The organism is sulfur-oxidizing endosymbiont of Gigantopelta aegis (genome assembly GCF_016097415.1).
GTDB lineage: Bacteria > Pseudomonadota > Gammaproteobacteria > GRL18 > GRL18 > GRL18.
Map to the genome: position 1 here is coordinate 693,023 of NZ_JAEHGE010000001.1, position 18,179 is coordinate 711,201.

At 39.7% G+C, this 18,179-nt stretch carries 17 protein-coding genes and 3 pseudogenes; 8 read left to right on the forward strand and 12 right to left on the reverse strand.

The genetic code is table 11. The annotated features are described in order from the left end of the window. Window positions 1–33: 33 nt before the first annotated feature. Window positions 34–1,251: a type II secretion system F family protein gene (locus JEU79_RS03430; protein ID WP_198262975.1), complete on the reverse strand. Its 1,218-nt coding sequence runs from the start codon at window positions 1,249–1,251 to the stop codon at window positions 34–36. 5 nt (window positions 1,252–1,256) lie between these two features. Further along, on the reverse strand, window positions 1,257–1,556 hold the full coding sequence (locus JEU79_RS03435) for an ATPase, T2SS/T4P/T4SS family (protein WP_214660483.1): 300 nt from the start codon (window positions 1,554–1,556) through the stop codon (window positions 1,257–1,259). A 75-nt stretch (window positions 1,557–1,631) separates the two neighbouring features. Here JEU79_RS03435 and JEU79_RS28290 point away from each other — a divergent pair. After that, window positions 1,632–2,785, forward strand: a pseudogene (locus JEU79_RS28290) (IS3 family transposase). Between the two features lie 232 nt (window positions 2,786–3,017). Here JEU79_RS28290 and JEU79_RS03455 read toward each other — a convergent pair. The 4 genes from JEU79_RS03455 to JEU79_RS03470 form a co-directional block, all read right to left on the reverse strand. Beyond that, the gene (locus tag JEU79_RS03455; RefSeq protein WP_198265841.1) at window positions 3,018–4,505 is read right to left on the reverse strand and encodes a GspE/PulE family protein; all 1,488 of its coding nucleotides are present in this window, start codon (window positions 4,503–4,505) and stop codon (window positions 3,018–3,020) included. 101 nt (window positions 4,506–4,606) lie between these two features. Further along, window positions 4,607–5,461, reverse strand: a complete 855-nt coding sequence (locus JEU79_RS03460) for a ferritin-like domain-containing protein (RefSeq protein WP_198262978.1) — start codon at window positions 5,459–5,461, stop codon at window positions 4,607–4,609. 39 nt (window positions 5,462–5,500) lie between these two features. Then, the gene (locus JEU79_RS03465) at window positions 5,501–6,271 is read right to left on the reverse strand and encodes a YdcF family protein (protein ID WP_198262979.1); all 771 of its coding nucleotides are present in this window, start codon (window positions 6,269–6,271) and stop codon (window positions 5,501–5,503) included. Between the two features lie 95 nt (window positions 6,272–6,366). Beyond that, window positions 6,367–8,310: an SPOR domain-containing protein gene (locus tag JEU79_RS03470; protein ID WP_198262980.1), complete on the reverse strand. Its 1,944-nt coding sequence runs from the start codon at window positions 8,308–8,310 to the stop codon at window positions 6,367–6,369. A 440-nt stretch (window positions 8,311–8,750) separates the two neighbouring features. Here JEU79_RS03470 and ppnP point away from each other — a divergent pair, with 440 nt between their 5' ends. The 3 genes from ppnP to JEU79_RS03485 are packed head-to-tail and all read left to right on the forward strand — an operon-like array spanning window position 8,751 to window position 10,101. Next, on the forward strand, window positions 8,751–9,038 hold the full coding sequence (gene ppnP, locus JEU79_RS03475; protein WP_198262981.1) for a pyrimidine/purine nucleoside phosphorylase: 288 nt from the start codon (window positions 8,751–8,753) through the stop codon (window positions 9,036–9,038). 14 nt (window positions 9,039–9,052) lie between these two features. Then, entirely contained in the window at window positions 9,053–9,913 is an 861-nt protein-coding gene (locus JEU79_RS03480; protein WP_198262982.1) for a DUF3025 domain-containing protein, read from the forward strand. Next, on the forward strand, window positions 9,910–10,101 hold the full coding sequence (locus tag JEU79_RS03485) for a CPXCG motif-containing cysteine-rich protein (protein WP_198262983.1): 192 nt from the start codon (window positions 9,910–9,912) through the stop codon (window positions 10,099–10,101). Before JEU79_RS03480 ends, JEU79_RS03485 begins: the two co-directional genes overlap by 4 nt. A gap of 26 nt (window positions 10,102–10,127) precedes the next feature. On the opposite strand, the gene JEU79_RS03490 is transcribed toward JEU79_RS03485, so the two are convergent. Both JEU79_RS03490 and JEU79_RS03495 read right to left on the reverse strand, forming a co-directional pair. Beyond that, the gene (locus JEU79_RS03490) at window positions 10,128–10,610 is read right to left on the reverse strand and encodes an RES family NAD+ phosphorylase (protein ID WP_198262984.1); all 483 of its coding nucleotides are present in this window, start codon (window positions 10,608–10,610) and stop codon (window positions 10,128–10,130) included. Then, window positions 10,610–11,035, reverse strand: a complete 426-nt coding sequence (locus JEU79_RS03495) for an antitoxin Xre/MbcA/ParS toxin-binding domain-containing protein (protein ID WP_198262985.1) — start codon at window positions 11,033–11,035, stop codon at window positions 10,610–10,612. The genes JEU79_RS03490 and JEU79_RS03495 overlap by 1 nt, the downstream gene beginning before the upstream one ends. 196 nt (window positions 11,036–11,231) lie before the next feature. Between JEU79_RS03495 and JEU79_RS03500 the strand changes: the two genes are divergently transcribed. Both JEU79_RS03500 and JEU79_RS03505 read left to right on the forward strand, forming a co-directional pair. Next, window positions 11,232–12,107 (forward strand): mechanosensitive ion channel family protein, encoded by an 876-nt coding sequence (locus JEU79_RS03500; RefSeq protein ID WP_198265842.1) that lies wholly within the window; start codon window positions 11,232–11,234, stop codon window positions 12,105–12,107. A gap of 193 nt (window positions 12,108–12,300) precedes the next feature. Then, complete coding sequence (locus tag JEU79_RS03505; RefSeq protein WP_198262986.1) at window positions 12,301–12,642, forward strand: hypothetical protein; 342 nt, start codon at window positions 12,301–12,303, stop codon at window positions 12,640–12,642. 77 nt (window positions 12,643–12,719) lie between these two features. Here JEU79_RS03505 and JEU79_RS03510 read toward each other — a convergent pair whose 3' ends face one another. Beyond that, window positions 12,720–13,835 (reverse strand): Wadjet anti-phage system protein JetD domain-containing protein, encoded by a 1,116-nt coding sequence (locus tag JEU79_RS03510; RefSeq protein WP_198262987.1) that lies wholly within the window; start codon window positions 13,833–13,835, stop codon window positions 12,720–12,722. Between the two features lie 49 nt (window positions 13,836–13,884). On the opposite strand from JEU79_RS03510, the gene JEU79_RS03515 reads away from it, so the two are divergent. Together JEU79_RS03515 and JEU79_RS03520 are read left to right on the forward strand one after the other, a co-directional pair. Further along, a complete protein-coding gene (locus tag JEU79_RS03515) occupies window positions 13,885–14,706 on the forward strand; it encodes an IS4 family transposase (RefSeq protein WP_198262988.1) in 822 nt (273 codons plus the stop codon). After that, entirely contained in the window at window positions 14,606–15,088 is a 483-nt protein-coding gene (locus tag JEU79_RS03520; protein WP_281401035.1) for a transposase, read from the forward strand. The genes JEU79_RS03515 and JEU79_RS03520 overlap by 101 nt, the downstream gene beginning before the upstream one ends. A gap of 175 nt (window positions 15,089–15,263) precedes the next feature. On the opposite strand, the pseudogene JEU79_RS03525 reads toward JEU79_RS03520, so the two are convergent. The 3 genes and pseudogenes from JEU79_RS03525 to istB all read right to left on the reverse strand — a co-directional run bounded on the left by JEU79_RS03525 (window position 15,264) and on the right by istB (window position 18,144). Next, a pseudogene (locus JEU79_RS03525) lies at window positions 15,264–16,259 on the reverse strand (IS30 family transposase). 354 nt (window positions 16,260–16,613) lie between these two features. Continuing rightward, complete coding sequence (locus JEU79_RS03530) at window positions 16,614–16,898, reverse strand: PIN domain-containing protein (protein WP_246539973.1); 285 nt, start codon at window positions 16,896–16,898, stop codon at window positions 16,614–16,616. 533 nt (window positions 16,899–17,431) lie between these two features. After that, a pseudogene (gene istB, locus JEU79_RS28295) lies at window positions 17,432–18,144 on the reverse strand (IS21-like element helper ATPase IstB). Window positions 18,145–18,179 lie beyond the last annotated feature (35 nt).

Genomic DNA, 18,179 nt, shown 5'->3' on the forward strand with positions numbered 1-18,179 from the left:
CAAATGACTCTATGCTAATGAAAAATATCATCTTTACTTCATTTTTCCGACCAAATCCCACATCGGCATAAAAATACCTAAAGCAAGAATAAGTACCATGCCCGCAATCACTAAAATAAGAGCCGGTTCAATTTGTGCACTGAGAAATTTAATTTCATAATCCACCTCATCTTCATAAAATTCAGCCACTTTAACCAACATATCATCCACTTGACCGGTTTCTTCACCCACCGCAATCATTTGCAATACCAATGGGGTAAACATGCCTGTTGCGGCGGCAGTATTGGTCAGATTGTCACCGCGTTCAACGCCCTTGCGCATTGCAGCAATGCGATCAGCGACAAACACGTTGCCCACCGCTTTGGATACTAGATTCAATGCCTGTACCAGTGGCACACCGGCTCTTTGAGTCAAAGCAAAGGCACGACAAAAACGTGCCAGAGTCGCTTTACGTAAAATTTCCCCGATATAAGGAATTTTAAATTTGAATTTATCCAGACGAAAGCGCCCCCCTTCTGAGCTGATATAATGTCGCACTCCCAGTACCACAAGCGCTGTGCTTGCAAACATCCAAGGCCAAAAATTGACAAATAATTCCGAGGTAGCCAATAATATTTTGGTATAAATGGGCAGGTCTAAATTCATTTTACTAAACACGCTAGCAAATTTGGGGATCACAAAGATATTCAACACCACAAGGGCAGCCGCCAAAAAAATCAGCACAAAAGTTGGATAGCGGGTCGCTTCTTTAATTTTATCTTTAATCAACTTGTCTCTTTCCAGATAAAAAGACAATTGCTCAAAAGCATCATCCAAACGCCCGGTACTTTCCCCCACTTTCATGACACTGAGAAACACCGGCGGAAAAACTTCCGGGTATTTTGCCAAGCCTGTAGATAATGGCTGACCGGCTTCAAGTTGCTTGATGCTATGCTCTAAAATTTCTTTTAAATAATCATTGTCAGTGGTTAATGCCAAGCTATTCATTGCCCGAATAATTGGAATTCCAGCCTTAAACAAAGTGCTCATTTGTTTGGCAAATAAAATCAATTCTTCGGTACGGGGTTTACCTAGCCCAAAACGACGTTTCCAGGGGATAGTTTTAGGTGCAGTGACCGCCAGACTGATTTCAATTGGGGTGATCCCCGTATTAAATAATTGCTCAGCCAGCGCATCTTCTGAGCTTGACTCTACAGTATTTTCTACTGCATCACCCCGTGCCGTACGTCCTTTATAAAAATATCGTGCCATGCTATTTATTGCTCTTCAAGTACTGCATGTTCTTCAATAGAACCCGCCAATCTCAAGACCTCATCAATCGAAGTAATGCCTTGTTTGGCTAGTTCAAAGGCACTATTGACCAAGGGTATATAACCCGGTGCGCTACGGGCTTTTTTAACAAAGGCACGGGCATCACTAGAGCGCAAGGCTTCTGCCAGTGCATCATTGATTTCCAGAATTTCATGCACACCCTGACGACCTTTATAACCGGTGTTATTGCATAGATGACAGCCATTGCCCTGAGAAAATTGATTGTTTTTTAATGGCTCATTCACCGCCCTAATGTGGCTATACTTAACCGGACACACAACTTAAAACAACTAAAAGATAAAAAGTGTGACCTAAAATGAATGATCAAACAAAAAAACCGAATAAGCTATACATCAGAATTTAAAGAATCAGCTGTCAAATTAGCTAATGAGACGGATCAACCCGTTTCTCAGACTGCCAGGGAGCTAGGTGTTAATGTAAATACTCTACATACCTGGATCAGTAAATATTCCAAACCGGTGAAGACGGTAGCCAATAGAAGTGATGAACACATTTATGATGAAGTAAAACGTCTGAAAAAGAATTGGCAAAAGTGATTCAGGAGCGTGATTTATTAAAAAGGCCACAGCGTACTTTGCAAGGGAAACTTTGTGAAGTACGCATGGATAACTGATCAGGCTAAAGATTACCCGGTAACGATTCTGTGCCGTTTTATGGATGTTTCCCGTAGTTGCTATTATGATTGGGTTAGCTCTCCTAAAACGGATAGAGAGAAAGAAAATGAAGCGCTTACTGAGCAGCTAAAAAACTGTTTGAAGACAGTCGCAAGACTTATGGAACCCGTCGTCTTAAAAGAAAACTGGCTGAAAAAGGCGTTCATATAAGCCGCCGGAGAATTGGTCGATTAATGAAAAAAGCCGGTTTGTTTTGTAAAACGAAGAGACGCTTTAAAGCGACGACTAATTCCAAGCATAATAAGCGTATATCTCCAAATTTACTGGAAAGAGAGTTTACTGTCTCTCAACCTGATCGCTACTATGTGGGTGATATTACCTATATTGCCACCAAGGAAGGCTGGTTATATTTAGCGGTTGTCATTGACTTATTCTCTAGGCAAATTGTTGGCTGGTCGATGGATGAGCGAATGAAAGCCAAGCTAGTCAATGATGCTTTACTGATGGCCATATGGAAGCGTAAACCAATGGATGGATTGCTTTGGCATACTGACCGAGGTAGCCAATATGCCTCTGATAGTCATAGAAAAATATTGTCGGATCATAACATAATTCAGTCTATGAGCCGCAAAGGAAATTGCTGGGACAATGCTGTATCAGAGAGCTTCTTTCATAGTTTGAAAACTGAATTGACGCACCATTGTCGATTCAAAACCAGAGTAGAAGCAAAGCAGGCAATATTTGAATATATTGAGGTATTTTATAATCGGGAGCGACTTCATTCGGCTAATGATTATTTGTCACCAGTCGATTATGAAATACAGCAGGAAATAGCTTAAATCGATTGATTGAAGAGGGGTAAAAGGCGACATAAATGCCGCCCATTACCGTTGACGGCCATCGGCTCCTCAGCCTGTGCCGTGAAGATATTGTAACAGGATCATTACCGTTGTGAAAATACCTTGGGTGAATGGAACGGCTCTATCGTTCCAGAGGGCAAAGCCCTTTCTCTTCATCTGTTTAAAGTTAACATGAGAAACTAAAATGATAGGAAATACAAAATGACAAAAATCACTTGAAACAGCCAAAAAAATATTTAGAAAACTGTCCGGAAAAGTGTTGACACATCACCCCTTGTAACCAGCTCATTTCATGCTCATCCAGCTCATGATCAATTTTACAATTTTCACAAATTTTTCTTATCAGTCTTTGTGCCACAATGGCTTGTAGCGAAGTCGCAATTAAATAACCCTCTACGCCCATATCCTGCAAGCGATATACGGAACTAATCGCATCATTAGTATGCAGGGTGGAAAGTACCATGTGACCCGTCATAGCCGAACGAATAGCTATGTCTGCAGTTTCTGGATCACGCATTTCACCAATCAGAATAATGTCCGGATCTTGGCGCAAGGCGGTGCGTAAAACATTGGAAAAAGTCAGACCAATTTTGGCATTGATCTGTACTTGGCTGATGCGCTCCAATCGATATTCCACCGGATCTTCAGCAGTAATGATTTTTTTTTCGCTATTATTGAGCTCATTTAAAGCCCCGTATAAGGTGGTAGTCTTACCGCTGCCCGTGGGGCCGGTCAGTAATACTAAACCATGTGGGCGATGAATTGATTTGCGAAAACGTGTTAACAAATCAGCATTCATACCCAATTGATCTAAATTTAGAATACCGGCACTTTGATCCAATAAACGCATAACCACTGATTCACCGTGCTGGGTTGGCATGGTTGATAGACGTACATCCAGTGAATGTTTTTTGATTTTAATATGAAAACGCCCATCCTGGGGCAAGCGTTTTTCAGAAATATTAAGGCCAGACATTAATTTCAGCCGGGAGACCAAGGCTGCGACAATGCGTTTTTCATTCATTACCTGCTCATTGAGCACCCCATCGATACGCATACGAATGCGCAATACTTTTTCATCTGGTTCAATATGAATATCCGAGGCATTAACCTGTAAGGCATCTTCAAAAATGGTTTGTAATAAACGCACGACCGGAGCATTTTCAACATCATCACTTTGTGCCAATTGCTCCAGATCGATATCTGTTTCAGATAATTCTTCATCTAACTCTTCGACCAGAGAATTGATTTCATCTTTACGACGATACACATTGTCCATTACCGCCAACAGATCTTTTTCTCTGATCAAAGCCAGAGTGATGGGACGCTTAAGTACCTTGTGAATATCATCATAGGTAAAAATATCAGACGGATCAGCCATGCCCACTAATAGGCCATTTTTTCTATCCGCCAGGACAATAGCACGATAGCGCCGTGCCAGCGTTTCAGGCAGGAGGCGCACCACTTCTGTTTGATAGTGGTATTGTCTCAAGTCGATAAAGGGGACGTTCAGTTGACGGGATAAAAAAGAGAGAAATTTTTGCTCAGAAATATAGCCATTTTCAATTAACACCTGCCCTAATTTGCGCCCCGATGTTTTTTGATCAGCCAATGCCGCACTTAACTGACCCTCAGAGATCAACTTGTGTTCAACCAATAGGTCGCCGATTCTAATTCTTTTCTTTGGCTGTTCCAAAATACCTTGTTCCTTTTACTATGACTCCTTAAGTCTAGAACAAAATACTAGAAAAGCTATTGATATACCTGCTGTACTTCCAAGTCTCATGGCTAGAGATGGTGTTAAGTCGCTTGCTGGCGCATTTTTTTTGCTTGTTTGAATTCCATATCCAAGCGTTCCAGTTCCTGCATCTCATTAAGGCTAAAGCCTGCTTTTAATCTAGCATCACGATTAAACGGGCCTCTCGGCGTCGAATTCAGGTATTTTTTTATTAAAGTGAAAAACATCTTATCCGGATCAAGTTGTTCACGTTCACATTGATAACGAAACCAGCGAGTCCCTGCATTGATATGACCAATTTCATCATTGGCGATAATGGTCAGGGCATCGGCAGTTTGCGGATCACCCACATCACGAAATTTGCCCATAGAAAAGGGGATGACATCGAGGGCACGGGCTTCCAGCACCCGATGCACAATGGCCATACGTGCCATGAGATCATCTGCCGTAGTTACCGCCATTTGCCACAATTCATTATGCGCGGGAAAATCACCATAGTCATAGCCCATATCTCTGAGACTCTGACGCAATAAATTAAAATGCAGGCTTTCTTCTTTTGCTGTTTTAACCCAATCATCATAATATTCTTTGGGCATGTGGCGATAGCGATAAACACTATCCCAGGAGAGGTTCACAGCAGTTAATTCAATATGTGCCAGAGCATGGATCAATGAGGCACGTTGCTGAATGGATTTAAAACCACGATTTTTTAACTTGCTCACTTCAACGAGCAGAGGTTTTGACTGTCGTCCCGGCTCATTAAGCTGTAGCGGTGCATCCTGAGAAAGGGAATCACCTTCTTGCCACTCTAATAGGCCAGCATCCCATGCTGAGGCGATTTGTTGGCTTAATGCGAGTTTTTCATCGGGATTGACACATAAGAAGCAATTTTTTGCTTCCTGATACAAGTTTTTCATGGCTTGGGCTACCTATTAGAGCGATTATGTAAGACGCGCCTAACTCTTTTTGTTACTTGTTAATTTGACCCATAGTTTACCACTCCAATACCAATGCAGATAGTAGGCTTCTTTGAGTAGACGAAAAACAGACTTTACACGCCATTCGAAGCGCTCTTCTGCCGCCACTGCGGATAAATGCATACTAAGTCCCTGTGCTAGGGTTAGGATTCGGTAGAGGTGATAACGACTACTGATAATGGCGACTTGATGGGCGCCTGATTGCTCGTTTAATTGCTTGTGTGATTGTTCGTGTGCCGATAATGATGAGAATAGCAAAGCACGAGCGTGTTGCAGATTTTCCAGAGTGTGACGTGACTTTTCTTCAATAATCACTTGCGCTTCACTGACGCCCTGTGATTTTAAATACATTGCACCAGCACGGGATTCTGAAATCGTATTAGCCCCCGTCATACCACCCAGTAGAATGATTTTCATTGAATGAGAGGCTTTTTTACCAGCATACCCCCTATCCGACTGCTGTTGTTGCAATAATGACAAGGCTCGATTCAAACGACGCTTAAATGCTTCAGTGGGAGCATTATTAATTAAACACAGACCCGCGACTAAAATACTCTGAACGTTTGTCTTCGGCAACTGAGTGGTTGTTTGCAATGCTGTTTTCGTTGTCTGCCATAGCAAATACAAAAAAACCAGACCGACGGTGAGGAGTAATAAAATATTGGAAAAAATAAAAGTAGACAGTCCATCCCAACCGAAGGCACTGTCTTTAAAGAATTGTTTTTTTAATGGCAACTTTTTTACTGGCAAGAGAGGCCCACTGATCGCTCATAATGGAATGACTAAATAACCATTTTAACAGACCCATCATAAAACGATAGCGTAAAATTATGTCCTAAATATCTCTATAAATTAGCAATTTGTTGTTGGACTTTGCTGATTTTTCGAATCCAGGGTGTCCCTATGGCAACATATTGAGGCAATGACTTTGCCGCATTTTTAGCCTGTTCTTTATTGGCATAAGTACCATAAGTCACTAAATAAAGCGGACGATTTTTTTTATTTACCGATAAAAAATATAAGTTATTATCAGCAATGCCCGAGGTGTTTTGTGAAATACGCTTTACCTTAAAGGGATTATTTGACTGTAAAATTTGTAGCGTAAAGTTATCACCTGATAATTTGCTAAAGCGTGCCTGATCGGTTTCATTGCTCTTATCTATATTGCTTAAGCTAGCCAAGACAGGAGCAGGTCGATTAGGCCGTTTAGCTTGTTGCACCAGCATTGACGGTACTTTTGGCACGGCCTTTTTTGTCGAACTTGATGGCACTGATGGCTTAGCGACTCGCTTAAGCAAAGGCTTATCTAATGCTTTAGAGACAGGCTTCACCTTACGACTAAAAAAGCCCAATTGTTGTGGTTCACCGGAGCGATTATAGCGCTGAAAAACTATCGCCTTTGAATTACTTTTGTTAGTCTCTGATGCTGTTCCAATTTGTTTAGGCAATAGACTCGGCTCATATTTACGCACTGCTCTGAGTTCATAATCAGCCCCAGCCTGCGCCAAGCCAAAGATGCGTTTATAATTACCTCGCCCCCCCAAGGACTTTGCTTGCGCGGCAAATGCTTGATCAAATTGCGCATCAATATCCTTATAGTCAACCAATTTATCATCACTCAAATTGACTACAGCATCATCTAGATATTGCCAATCATCCAAAGCCGCCATGTTGTTATCTTTGCCATCATCCTTGGTTCTTGCAGTTGAGCGATAGGCCGACAAATCTTCGTTATAAAAATCATAAAACTGTTTATCGGCAGTTTCAGCCTCCGGGTCAACCAATTGAACCAGTTCTTCTGAAACCTGCTCTGCTTCATTAGCAGGTTCAGGTGCTTTTTCCGGTGCATTTGCGAGTTCAGTTTCAGCTTCCGGCTCAGACGGCAGATGGGCAATTTGTGCTAAAGCAGCCTCGGCCTTGGGATAGCCTGATTTTTTTGCCTCAGCAAACCAGTGCTTAGCCTGACGAATACTTTTCGCTAAGCCCTGACCACCATTAGCATAAAGCTGACCTAATAAATATTGTGACACGGGGCTGCCTAAGGTCGCCGGATTGTTTAACAATTTCGCCGCCTCAGCAAAATCTCGTTCTACGCCCATGCCCTGCATATACAAAAAGCCTAAATCTCTTTGCGCCAGCATATTTTCCTGCTCTACCGCATGCTTGAGCCAAAAAACAGCCTTATCGACACTGGTCATCGTCCCATTGCCGGTCATATAATGAGATGCCAGTGTATGTTGAGCTGGACCAAAACCATTCTCTGCTGCCAGCAAATACCAGCGAATCGCCTCTGTCGCATCCTGTTTGAAACCCAGCCCATCAGAGGCCATACGGCCTAATTGATATTGCGCCTCAGGATAATCCTGAGCGGCCGCTTTGAGTAAGAGTTGAATGGTTTTATTAAAATCTTGCTCAACACCATAGCCAGCAAAATATTTCATTGCCAGCGTATACTGAGCCTTGTTCATGCCTTGCTTGGAAGCCAGATTCAAATAATGAATTGTTTTCTGGTGTGATTGATGCTCACCACGTTGCTCATACAGCACCCCCACGGAATACTGAGCATTGACATCCCCTGCATCAGCCAATTTGCTCCAAAGTGTTAATGCGCCTGCTATATCACCCTCATTAAGACGTTTTAAAGCAATTTCATAGCTGGCAAAGACAGTGGCTGACATGGCCAGCATGGATAACAAGATGATTGAGATTAAGGCGGCACGGAGAAGTCCCCACCGAAATAAAACGGCAGAGTCAGCACCTTGCTTGCTTGCAGAAGTTTTTATATCCATATACCACATCCTTGTCTTTAGCTATAAACAACTGAATTACTAGAACATTTATCAATCCTTGTTATTTAAAAAGTTATTTAAAAAGTTATTTAAATGTCAGTTACATGAAATTATTACAAAAAATAATACAAGAATATATAGAGAGAAACCCTGATAATAAAAAATCCTCATTAATTTAGTGTATTTCAATATTAAAGCATCAAGAGATCGAGTAAAATTTGTCTATTGAACCTAAAATAATCAGTTGAATCGTAGCGAGAGCGACTTAGGTGCTGAAGATTAAGGGTTTTACAGGTTATTTGGGCTTTATTCGTAGTCACCCTACGGGTGAAGTCAAAATGTTCTGGAAAATCCTTAAGATTCAGTTCATAAGGCGGTCGCAGTAGATTCAACTGATTTTTTTAGGTTGAAGCACATACATTCTGTAAACTGGAGTTTTTATGTTTGAAGTAAATGAGTATTTTGACGGCAAGGTAAAGTCCATTGCCTTTAATAGTGTTGATGGTGATGCGACGGCAGGCGTTATGGCAGCAGGTGAATATACTTTTGGTACGAGTAGCATTGAATTAATGACAGTGACCAGCGGTGAAATGCAGGTTAAATTGCCCGGTGCTGATACTTGGCAAACTTATACAAGCGGCGAAACATTCAGAGTCGAAGCCAAGCAATCCTTTGATGTCAAAATGACCACAGATGTCGCCTATCTCTGTGTTTATATCAACGAATAAGCATACTCTCAGCCATGGCTAAAAATATCAACAATGATTGGGATAGTCATTTTCTTGAGCAGTCATTAATTTTTGCTGATTTAAAATTGCTCTTAGAACAGAGCAATTGGACTGATTGGCCGGGTAGTCAGGGCTTGCTGGCACTACTGGATAAGCCAGTCATTTTATCCAGCGGCCATACATTAGCTATGCATCCTCAGGATGAGACATTACCATTTCCTGATATGGGTTATGAAGAACGTGTCTACAAAAAAGGCATTATCAGTACCCGTGAACAAAACTGGCATGACTTGTTTAATGCCCTTATCTGGGTGCTATTTCCCCAAACAAAAATTCTACTTAATTCCCTGCATATACAGGAACTCGAACGTCAGCCCGGCAAAAAAAGAACGCCAGCCCGAGATGCCATTACCCACTTGGACGAGTCCGGCATCATTATTGCTAGTAGCAACCCAACTTACCTTCAAGCCCTGAAAGATCATCAATGGCAAAGTGTGTTTTTACAGGCTCGTTCGCACTGGTTTTCTAAAGATGGCTTTTCTGAGAGTAGGCAGCAACAAAGTATCGGTGCCTTTGTCTTCGGTCATGGCATGTATGAAAAAGCCTTTACGCCCTTTATCGGTTTTACCGGCAAAGCCTATTGCCTTGAAGTGGATGATAATTTTTTTCAATGTGACAAAATGAGTCAATATAAAAAGCTAGATCAATTATTGTCATCTGACATTAAGACCAATAATTCACTGGCTGATTCCAGCTACCTTTCTCCGTTACCTATCTTAGGTATTCCTGGCTGGGCCAAAGAAAACGAATCGCCTGAATATTATCAAAACACTAATTATTTTCGCCCTAAAATACGTCACAAAGCAAAATCATGAATCATCAGGAAGAAGCGACTATCGCCTGCCCTTATTGCGGTGAATACATTGATGTCTTAATTGAACAAGGCGATATTGAACAGGAATACATTGAAGACTGCCAGGTTTGTTGCCGTCCGATTACATTTCAGGTGCAATATGGCCATGACCAATCATTACAAGTGCTGGTAAAACATGAAAATGAATAAGCCTATACCCAAAATGCTTGTGAAGTTTATTTATTAATACCTGAGAAGGTGCGTTTGTTGTATAAATCAGGGAGTGCTTTAATTAACTTTATTTTTTTGCTGGAGGGATGATTAGGGTTCATCAGCGCTATTTTTTCCAAGCCACCCGGCACTGCACAACTTGGCACTATCATTAGCAATGCTTTATTTTTCGCAAGCCATTGAGAGCCTAATGTTTGCGTTGAGAGTGGATAAGGAAATTTTGCCCAGTCATCAGGCAGTTTTTTATCACTTAAAGTATCGTATTTAATATCATCTGGCAATTGGTAAACACCCAGTCGATAACTTTTGGGCACTAAATACGGTGACGGAATATAATTTGCCATTTCTAACAAAGCCGTTGCCGAAGACAAGGCAAAATAAAGCACCGGTTCACCCGCCTTATTCCACCTCGCCCCGTCTTTGTAGCTTGCACCCAAGCCCTGATAATTTTCTAAATAAGACTCCGGAGCAATACGGTAAAGCAGCATTAAACAAATTCACCATATTCAATTTTACCTAAGACCTGAGCAACCCACTTGCGTCCTTCAAAGGTATCAAATAAATCTTCTGGTTTTTCACCGGATAAAGCAGGAATCGGTGATTTTATCCATTCTTTTGCCTGCTCCATGCTACCAAATACTCGCGCAGCCTTATCGTATACGCGAATGGTGTCGAGCATTTCTTCACTATCCGTTCTGCTCATATTTTTAAGCCGATAATAGCGATTCAAATTGCTGGATGTTGTTCCTAGGATGCGTACTATAAGTTCCCTATTTTCCAGTAACTTGACTGTGTTTTTAACGACCACACCGGATAAGCCCTTTCTGACAGAACGAATGTATTCAATTTTATCACTTAATGAATCAGGGTTAAGTCCTAATTCACTAAGTAGTTTATGTTGACTGGCTGACATTGCCCCTCCAAAAACATCTATTTGATGTAAAGATAGCATCAAATAGATGTTTTGTAAAGCCATCCCTATAATGTCTAAAACAAATTTGCTACTATCCAAGCTCAGTTTTTTAACACTTAATAAAAATTATCCCTATTGCATTGTTAATTCAATAAATGGAGAGAAAATATGGAGAGAATAAATGCCAGAACAAGCGATACAAGCCGAAGCAATGAATGTTGCTAACACAGTGACAGAATTAATGGATCCTGATAAATCATCCGAATTGCTCAATGCCGGGCTGGATTTAGTCATACAATATGGTCCCAATCTTATTTTTGCCCTGCTGATTTTTTTTATTGGTAAGTTCATTGCCAATATAGTGAAAAAAATGGTTCAGGGAATGATGGCAAAAAGCCGGGTTGATCCTTTGATCATTGGCTTTACCAGTAGCCTTGTTTATATGGGCGTTATGATCTTTATCGTCATGGCGGCATTAGGGCAGGTTGGCATACAAACAACCTCATTTATCGCTATCTTAGGTGCTGCCGGTCTGGCCATTGGTCTTGCCTTGCAGGGTTCATTAGCGAACTTTGCCGCTGGTTTTCTGCTAATTATCTTCCGTCCCTTTAAAGAAGGCGACGTTATTGAAGCAGCCGGTGTCGTGGGTAAAGTTGAAGTGATACAAATCTTCACTACCACCTTAAAAACACCTGATAATAAGACCATCATCATACCGAATAATAAATTGGGCAACGACAACATCATCAATTATTCCACTCAGGATACTCGTCGTGTTGATTTGACTGTGGGCGTTTCCTATGACGCAGACTTAAAAGAAGTGCGCACCATTCTTGAAGACATCGTCGCAAAGGATCAACGCATATTAAAAGATCCCACCCATTTAATTGTTGTTGGTGAACTTGCAGACAATAGTGTTAACTTTTTTGTTCGGGTCTGGGTCAAATCTGAAGACTATTGGAATGTCTATTTTGATGCGAATGAAACAGTGAAATTACGTTTAGATGCAGCGGGCATAGGCATACCCTATCCTCAACGAGATGTACATCTCTATGAACATAAAGCAGCCTAATATTATAACTTAATGCTCTTAATTCTTTGCAAATGTCTTTTATAAAAAGTTTTTGCAAAGAATTTAAGTTTTAGAAAAATTAAAAATCTTTAATCTTGGTGCAAGGTTCCTGAAAGTATCGCTGATGTATAGTAGTTCCCATAGCAAGACAAACTTTAAGTCTTAAGCAAACAAACACATCGAGGATACTATCATGAAAACTTTAGCCACTTTATTATTCGCAGCAACCGTCGCCGTTTCTTTCAATGCTAATGCAGATTCTGTTTACGGTGATCCCAGCATGGGCGATGTCTTCCCTATGCAAGAGGTTACTTTACAAACACAAGCATTGAAAACTGTTGCTGATACCGGTGAACAAGTTTGGAGTGTTGCTTATGAAGAGTATGTGAATCCAGCAGATTTCAATCTAAGCACTCAACCAAATCAGACCGTAGCCAGCGCATTGCAGTCAATGGATAACAATCCTCCTGCTACCGGCAGCCAATCTCAGGATGTTTTTCAGTGGGACGAAACAGCGGATGAATTTCAACTGTAATAAAACAATGAGTGTCTCACAATAATTAATTAAAAATTGTCTTAAAAACCTGTCTAAATTATTATTTAGGCAGGTTTTTAATCCGCTTCCTGATCAACAAATCGTAAATATTTTTTCAACGCTACCAGTAACACTTTATCTGCATATTGAGAACCGGTTAAATCAGGCATCTTTTGTCCCTGTTTATTACTTTGTTCTGGAGTATGACCGTATCCATTTTTTAATTTTTCTAATAATAATTCATAACCTGGCTTCCATGCCTCTATATTAGGAAACTGTTTTCTCAATTGACCAAGAATACCCAAGCCTGAATAATCTAAATCACCATAAAAATAACAGGGCAATAACTTATCTGTTTTTCCAAACCACCATTGTTTAAACTGCTCAAAGACTACTTGTTCAAACTCCGACTCAACGAGACTAAAAACAACTCCTTTCTCGGTCCGAACTGATTTCATAGTTGCGCGAAAGCCCGCGCTATAAATAAGCAGCTGGTTTTCTGGTTGACTATTGACTCTTTTTATAAAAGTATCTTGATTTTCAATAAATAAAACTTCATGAAACTGGTTTGGGATATAACAATTCAATATAACAGGGCGAGTGATTAAATTAACCAATAAGGATGGATACAATTTTTCTATTAATACTTGACGATTATCTAAAAATTTAGATTCTGAAAAAAAGCACTGACTTGATAGTTGCCTAAGTGTTTGTGGTGTTTGTAATACCTGACCGATAGAAATTAATCCTTGCATAATTTGTTCTGCAGACCAACCAGAAGGCTTTATTGGCTTATCCGTTAACGATAAGCCACCATCTTCAAAACAATTTTTATTTATACTGAGCAATTGATTCCAATGTTTAATATCTGCTGATATGATCGGTCGTTGTAGCCACTCTCGTACTAATACTTCAGACATATAGAGGCCAGAAGCATCTTGTGCTTTATTAAAAATCAGTTTTGAATTTTCATATTTTACATCGAGATAATGATGATCTTTCGCAAGCTTAATTGAAAAAATATTATATTCAGTCTCTAACTGTTCAAGACAAGACCATTGATACTCAGGATCAGCATTATAATTAAATAACCTATTACACAGTTTGTTATTTTTTTTTATTGTAAAAGCTGAGTTATCCCCACGAATTTTTTTAGTAACTCGTTGAAATTTTAGAAATTGATCGACTTTCATGGCGAACTATGATCAAATTAGTTCACCACAAAGCAATTTGGAGAACGCCATGAAAGCAACACAATTATTACATAAAAAATTATTATCTGCATGCCCTGATATGCATAAAATCAGATTAAAGGCACTCATCGCAGGTGTTAATTCAGCAATATCTGAGCATCAGGTAACAGTGACTGGCTTGGGCAGAAACTTGAGGGCTCATTCAAAAACGAAAACAAAGCATGATATCAAAAGAATGGACAGATTAATTGGCAATATACACCTGCACAATGAACGTAAAGATCTCTATCAGTATTTGACATTGCAATTGGTTGGTGAACAAAAGCACCCTGTTCTTATAGCTGATTGGTCGCCAATACCAGGTAGTGAAATTTTTCAACTACTCAGAATATCCATACCAATGGGTGGTCGTTCACTTACTATTTATGAAGAATGTTTCGAAGAAAAGAAATTGAATAATACTCAGGTTCATAATACTTTTCTGGATGAACTTGAAGCAATATTGCCAGAGGGTTGCCAACCCATTATCTTATCCGATGCAATTTTTAAAACACCCTGGTTTGAAACAATTGAAGCAAAGGGATGGTTTTGGGTTGGTCGAGTTCGGGGCAATGTACAGATCTCATTAGAGGGTGAAAAATTTGAAGGTTGTACTACTATAATGAAGCAAGCGACCACAACGCCAACAGGATTAGGTACGATCTTCTATAGCAAAAGCACAGCATTTCCTTGTGAGGGTACTTTATTTCATGGGACTGAAAAGGGAAAACATAAAAAGAAAAAACGTGGAGGAATTTCTCAAGATGCAAAGAGCCTTTACTATTCTAAAAAAAGCAAAACAACCCTGGCTATTAGTTTCTCATTTACCTAAAGAAATCAACAAGCCAAAGAAAGTCGTTAGGCTGTATAAATTTCGCATGCAAATTGAAGAAGGTTTCAGAGATACAAAAAATCAACAGTATGGTATTGGTCTTGCACAAGCAAAATCTAAATCTGCAAAGCGATATAATAATTTATTATTAGTCGCAGCACTGACACAGTTTTTACTTTGGTGTATTGGCAAAGTTGCTGTGAATAAAAAATATCACTATGACTTACAAGCCAATACAATCAGGCATAGAACTGTGCTTTCTAACGTTTATATTGGGATTCAAATTATTCGAGATAAACGGTATAAAATTAAAAAGAAGGAAATTAAAATGGTTTTTGAAAATATTTCAAATTTTACGCAACAAGTTGTTGACATTTGTTAAAAAATTCGTGGGGATCCCTCAGTTGTAAAAGACAATGCATTTTTTCGCATCGATAAAGCTTGCAAATCTATTTGATCAATAAATTTATGTAGAATAGCAGTCGCAACACTATCTTCCTGAATAAATTTTGGAGTCATTATTTTGTTAATCACCATCTCATTCAAATGACGCGGATTCAACTCTGAAGTGCAACGCAGGAAATTCCAGTTCTTGCAAATGATTTTTTCATTGCCTGGAATGGTGTTTGAAAGCCGAGTGCCTTTCTAGGTCTATTATTAAGTTTTTCCATCATGTTGTAAACCTCTTTATCAGTCACTTCTTTAAAGTCTGTATCTTTAGGAAAATATTGTCTAATCAGTCCATTAGTATTTTCATTTAACCCTCGCTCCCATGAAGAATAAGGGTGGGCAAAATAAAATGCTGTATCAAGAGCTTTGCTTACCTGCTCATGATAAGCAAACTCTTTGCCATTGTCTGCGGTAATACTATGAAGCCTGTCTTTAAAGGGTTTAAGCAATTGTATTGTTGCTTGTGTCACCCAATCAGCCTGTTTGCCATTCACTCTTGCTACTAATGTGTAAAGCGTTTTTCTTTCTACAATCGTGACCAGAGCACCACTGTGTCCTTTACCGATCACTGTATCAATTTCCCAGTCACCAACACGACGTTTATCATCAACAATCTTAGGTCGGTCATCAATGGAAATTCGATTAATTATTTGTCCTCGACTGCTTTTACCGTTACTACCACGCTTTTGGTATTTCTTTCCCTGACGCCTTAAATACTGATGTAAATCACCACCTTGCTTCTTATCATCCCATATGTGTTAATAAATACGTTCATGGCTAAGAAGTAGCATTTTGTCATTCAGTAACCAACCTGATATCTGTTCAGGACTCCACTGGTGCTGTGAAAGCTTTTCATCAATAAGGGCAATCATGTCATCCGTCATTTTAATTGCTTTAGAAGCATTGTAGCGACGCTTAACGGCTTTTTCTTGAGCTTGCTTAAATCGATAGCCACGTAAACCAGCGTTGCGTTTAATTTCACGGCATATAGTAGATTTACTCACCTCAATCGCCTGAGCAATTTTAGACTGGGAAATGCCATTTTTAATCTCAGTCGAAATGTAGTATCTTTGTTCTTGTGTCAATTGCTTGTAAGTTCTCATAAGTCACTTTACTCTTGCAGGAGAAAATGGCCGATTTTACAAGCAATTGGCCATTTTTTCGAGCAAATCATTACTGTACTTATGATTTTTTTTTAGTAGCGCCGTCAGGCGTCGCTGGCTCATGAAATTCCCGGGGTGGCCATCGCTACGCTCGGTCACCCTGGGAATTTCATGAGCCAGCGATAAACCAGCAAATATCACAAATACAACCAAATAGTGTTGCACTTATGAGTTGAATCTAAGTGATAATACCCGATAAAAAATACTTAAATTTAGCTTTGAAATTAAAAATGTCGGGCTATTTAATTTTCCAAATCAATTCACTATAAGCTTCAAGTTTGCTATCAGCTGTAATTAATCGCATTGGTTCACATATCGCTTGTGCAACCAATATTCGATCAAAAGGATCTTTATGTACTGGGGAAGGTTTAAAACAGATTCAGTATGTTCGCCAGTAATAGGTAATTCAATAAAACCGCTATTTTTAGCAGCCATTCTAATTTCAGACAAATTCCCCTCAAATTTGCCAATACCAATTTTTATAGCCAACTCCCACCAAGAGGCAGTACTAATATAAACATCATTCTCATCAGCCAGAATCACATCACGTATTGAGCTAATTCGATTAGAGCCAGCCATAACCCATAACGCAATATGAGTGTCTAATAGAACCCTCATTATTGCCCTTCAAACTCAGCTATAATTTCATTTGACAAAGACTCATCAAAATCGTCCGGCACATTGATTACCCCTTTAAGTAAACCAATGATTTTTTTTGTTTACATCCAGTATCTAATGGCACTAATTTAGCCTCAGCTTTCCCATAAGCACCGATGTATATCTCCTCCCCATTTGAAGCTTTTTTACCAGTTGGGACAGGTTACTTTTTGCTTGATGCATTGATATTACATCATCCATACTCGCTCCTGACTTATTAAGCAATACGCTCATATTAGTCCAGCCTTAGCTAACTGTCAAATATATATTCTGATATTTATCTAGGAGTCATCAGAATCCGGTCAAGTATCAAAGACCATACTAGAATTAAACCTAAAATAATCTGACAGCGGTCTCGTGAATTTGTAAAGAGTTGGCCATTTGAAATTGTTTCGGCCAGATCACCTCAATGACTCCCAGATCAAGTCATGATCTGGGATTTGAATGACTTCCCTTTAACTTTCAATCTGATCTTTCATACGATAGCTTTTTCCTTCAATAACCACTGTCTGAGCATGATGCAGTAATCTATCCAGCAATGCTGAGGTCAATGTGCTGTCATTGTTAAAGATCTCTGGCCAGTCCTTAAAGGCACGATTGGTGGTGATCACCGTTGAGCCCACTTCATAACGACCAGAGATGATTTGAAACAGCATATCGGCTCCATTCTTATCAATGGGTAAGTAGCCCAGTTCATCTAAAATGAGGATTTCAGGTTTAATGTATTTGCGCATTTCCAGTTTCAAACGACCCGATTTCTGTGCCACAATGAGTGAGTTAATGGCATCCACCGTATTTGTAAACAAGACCCGTTTTCCATTGAGACAGGCATGATGACCTAAGGCGGTGGCCAGATGCGTTTTTCTAAGCCAACGCCACCCAGTAAAATAATATTAGTGTGTTGCTTTAAAAACTGTAGCCGAAAGAGATCCTTGATCTGCAGTTGATTAATTTTCTTTGGCCAGTTCCAACTGAACTGCTGTAGTGTTTTCACAAATGGGAATCGAGCCGTTTTCACTTTACGTTCAATTGCTCTTTCCTGTCGCCTATTATTTTCCAACTCAATTAACTGAGTCAGGTAATTAACATGAGACCAACTGTCTTTATTAGCCTTTAAAGCCGTCTCTTCATAATGCTCGGCAATACCAGGCAACTTAAAGTATTTCAACTGTTCAAGTAGTCTTTCGACTTCTTTTCAGTGTG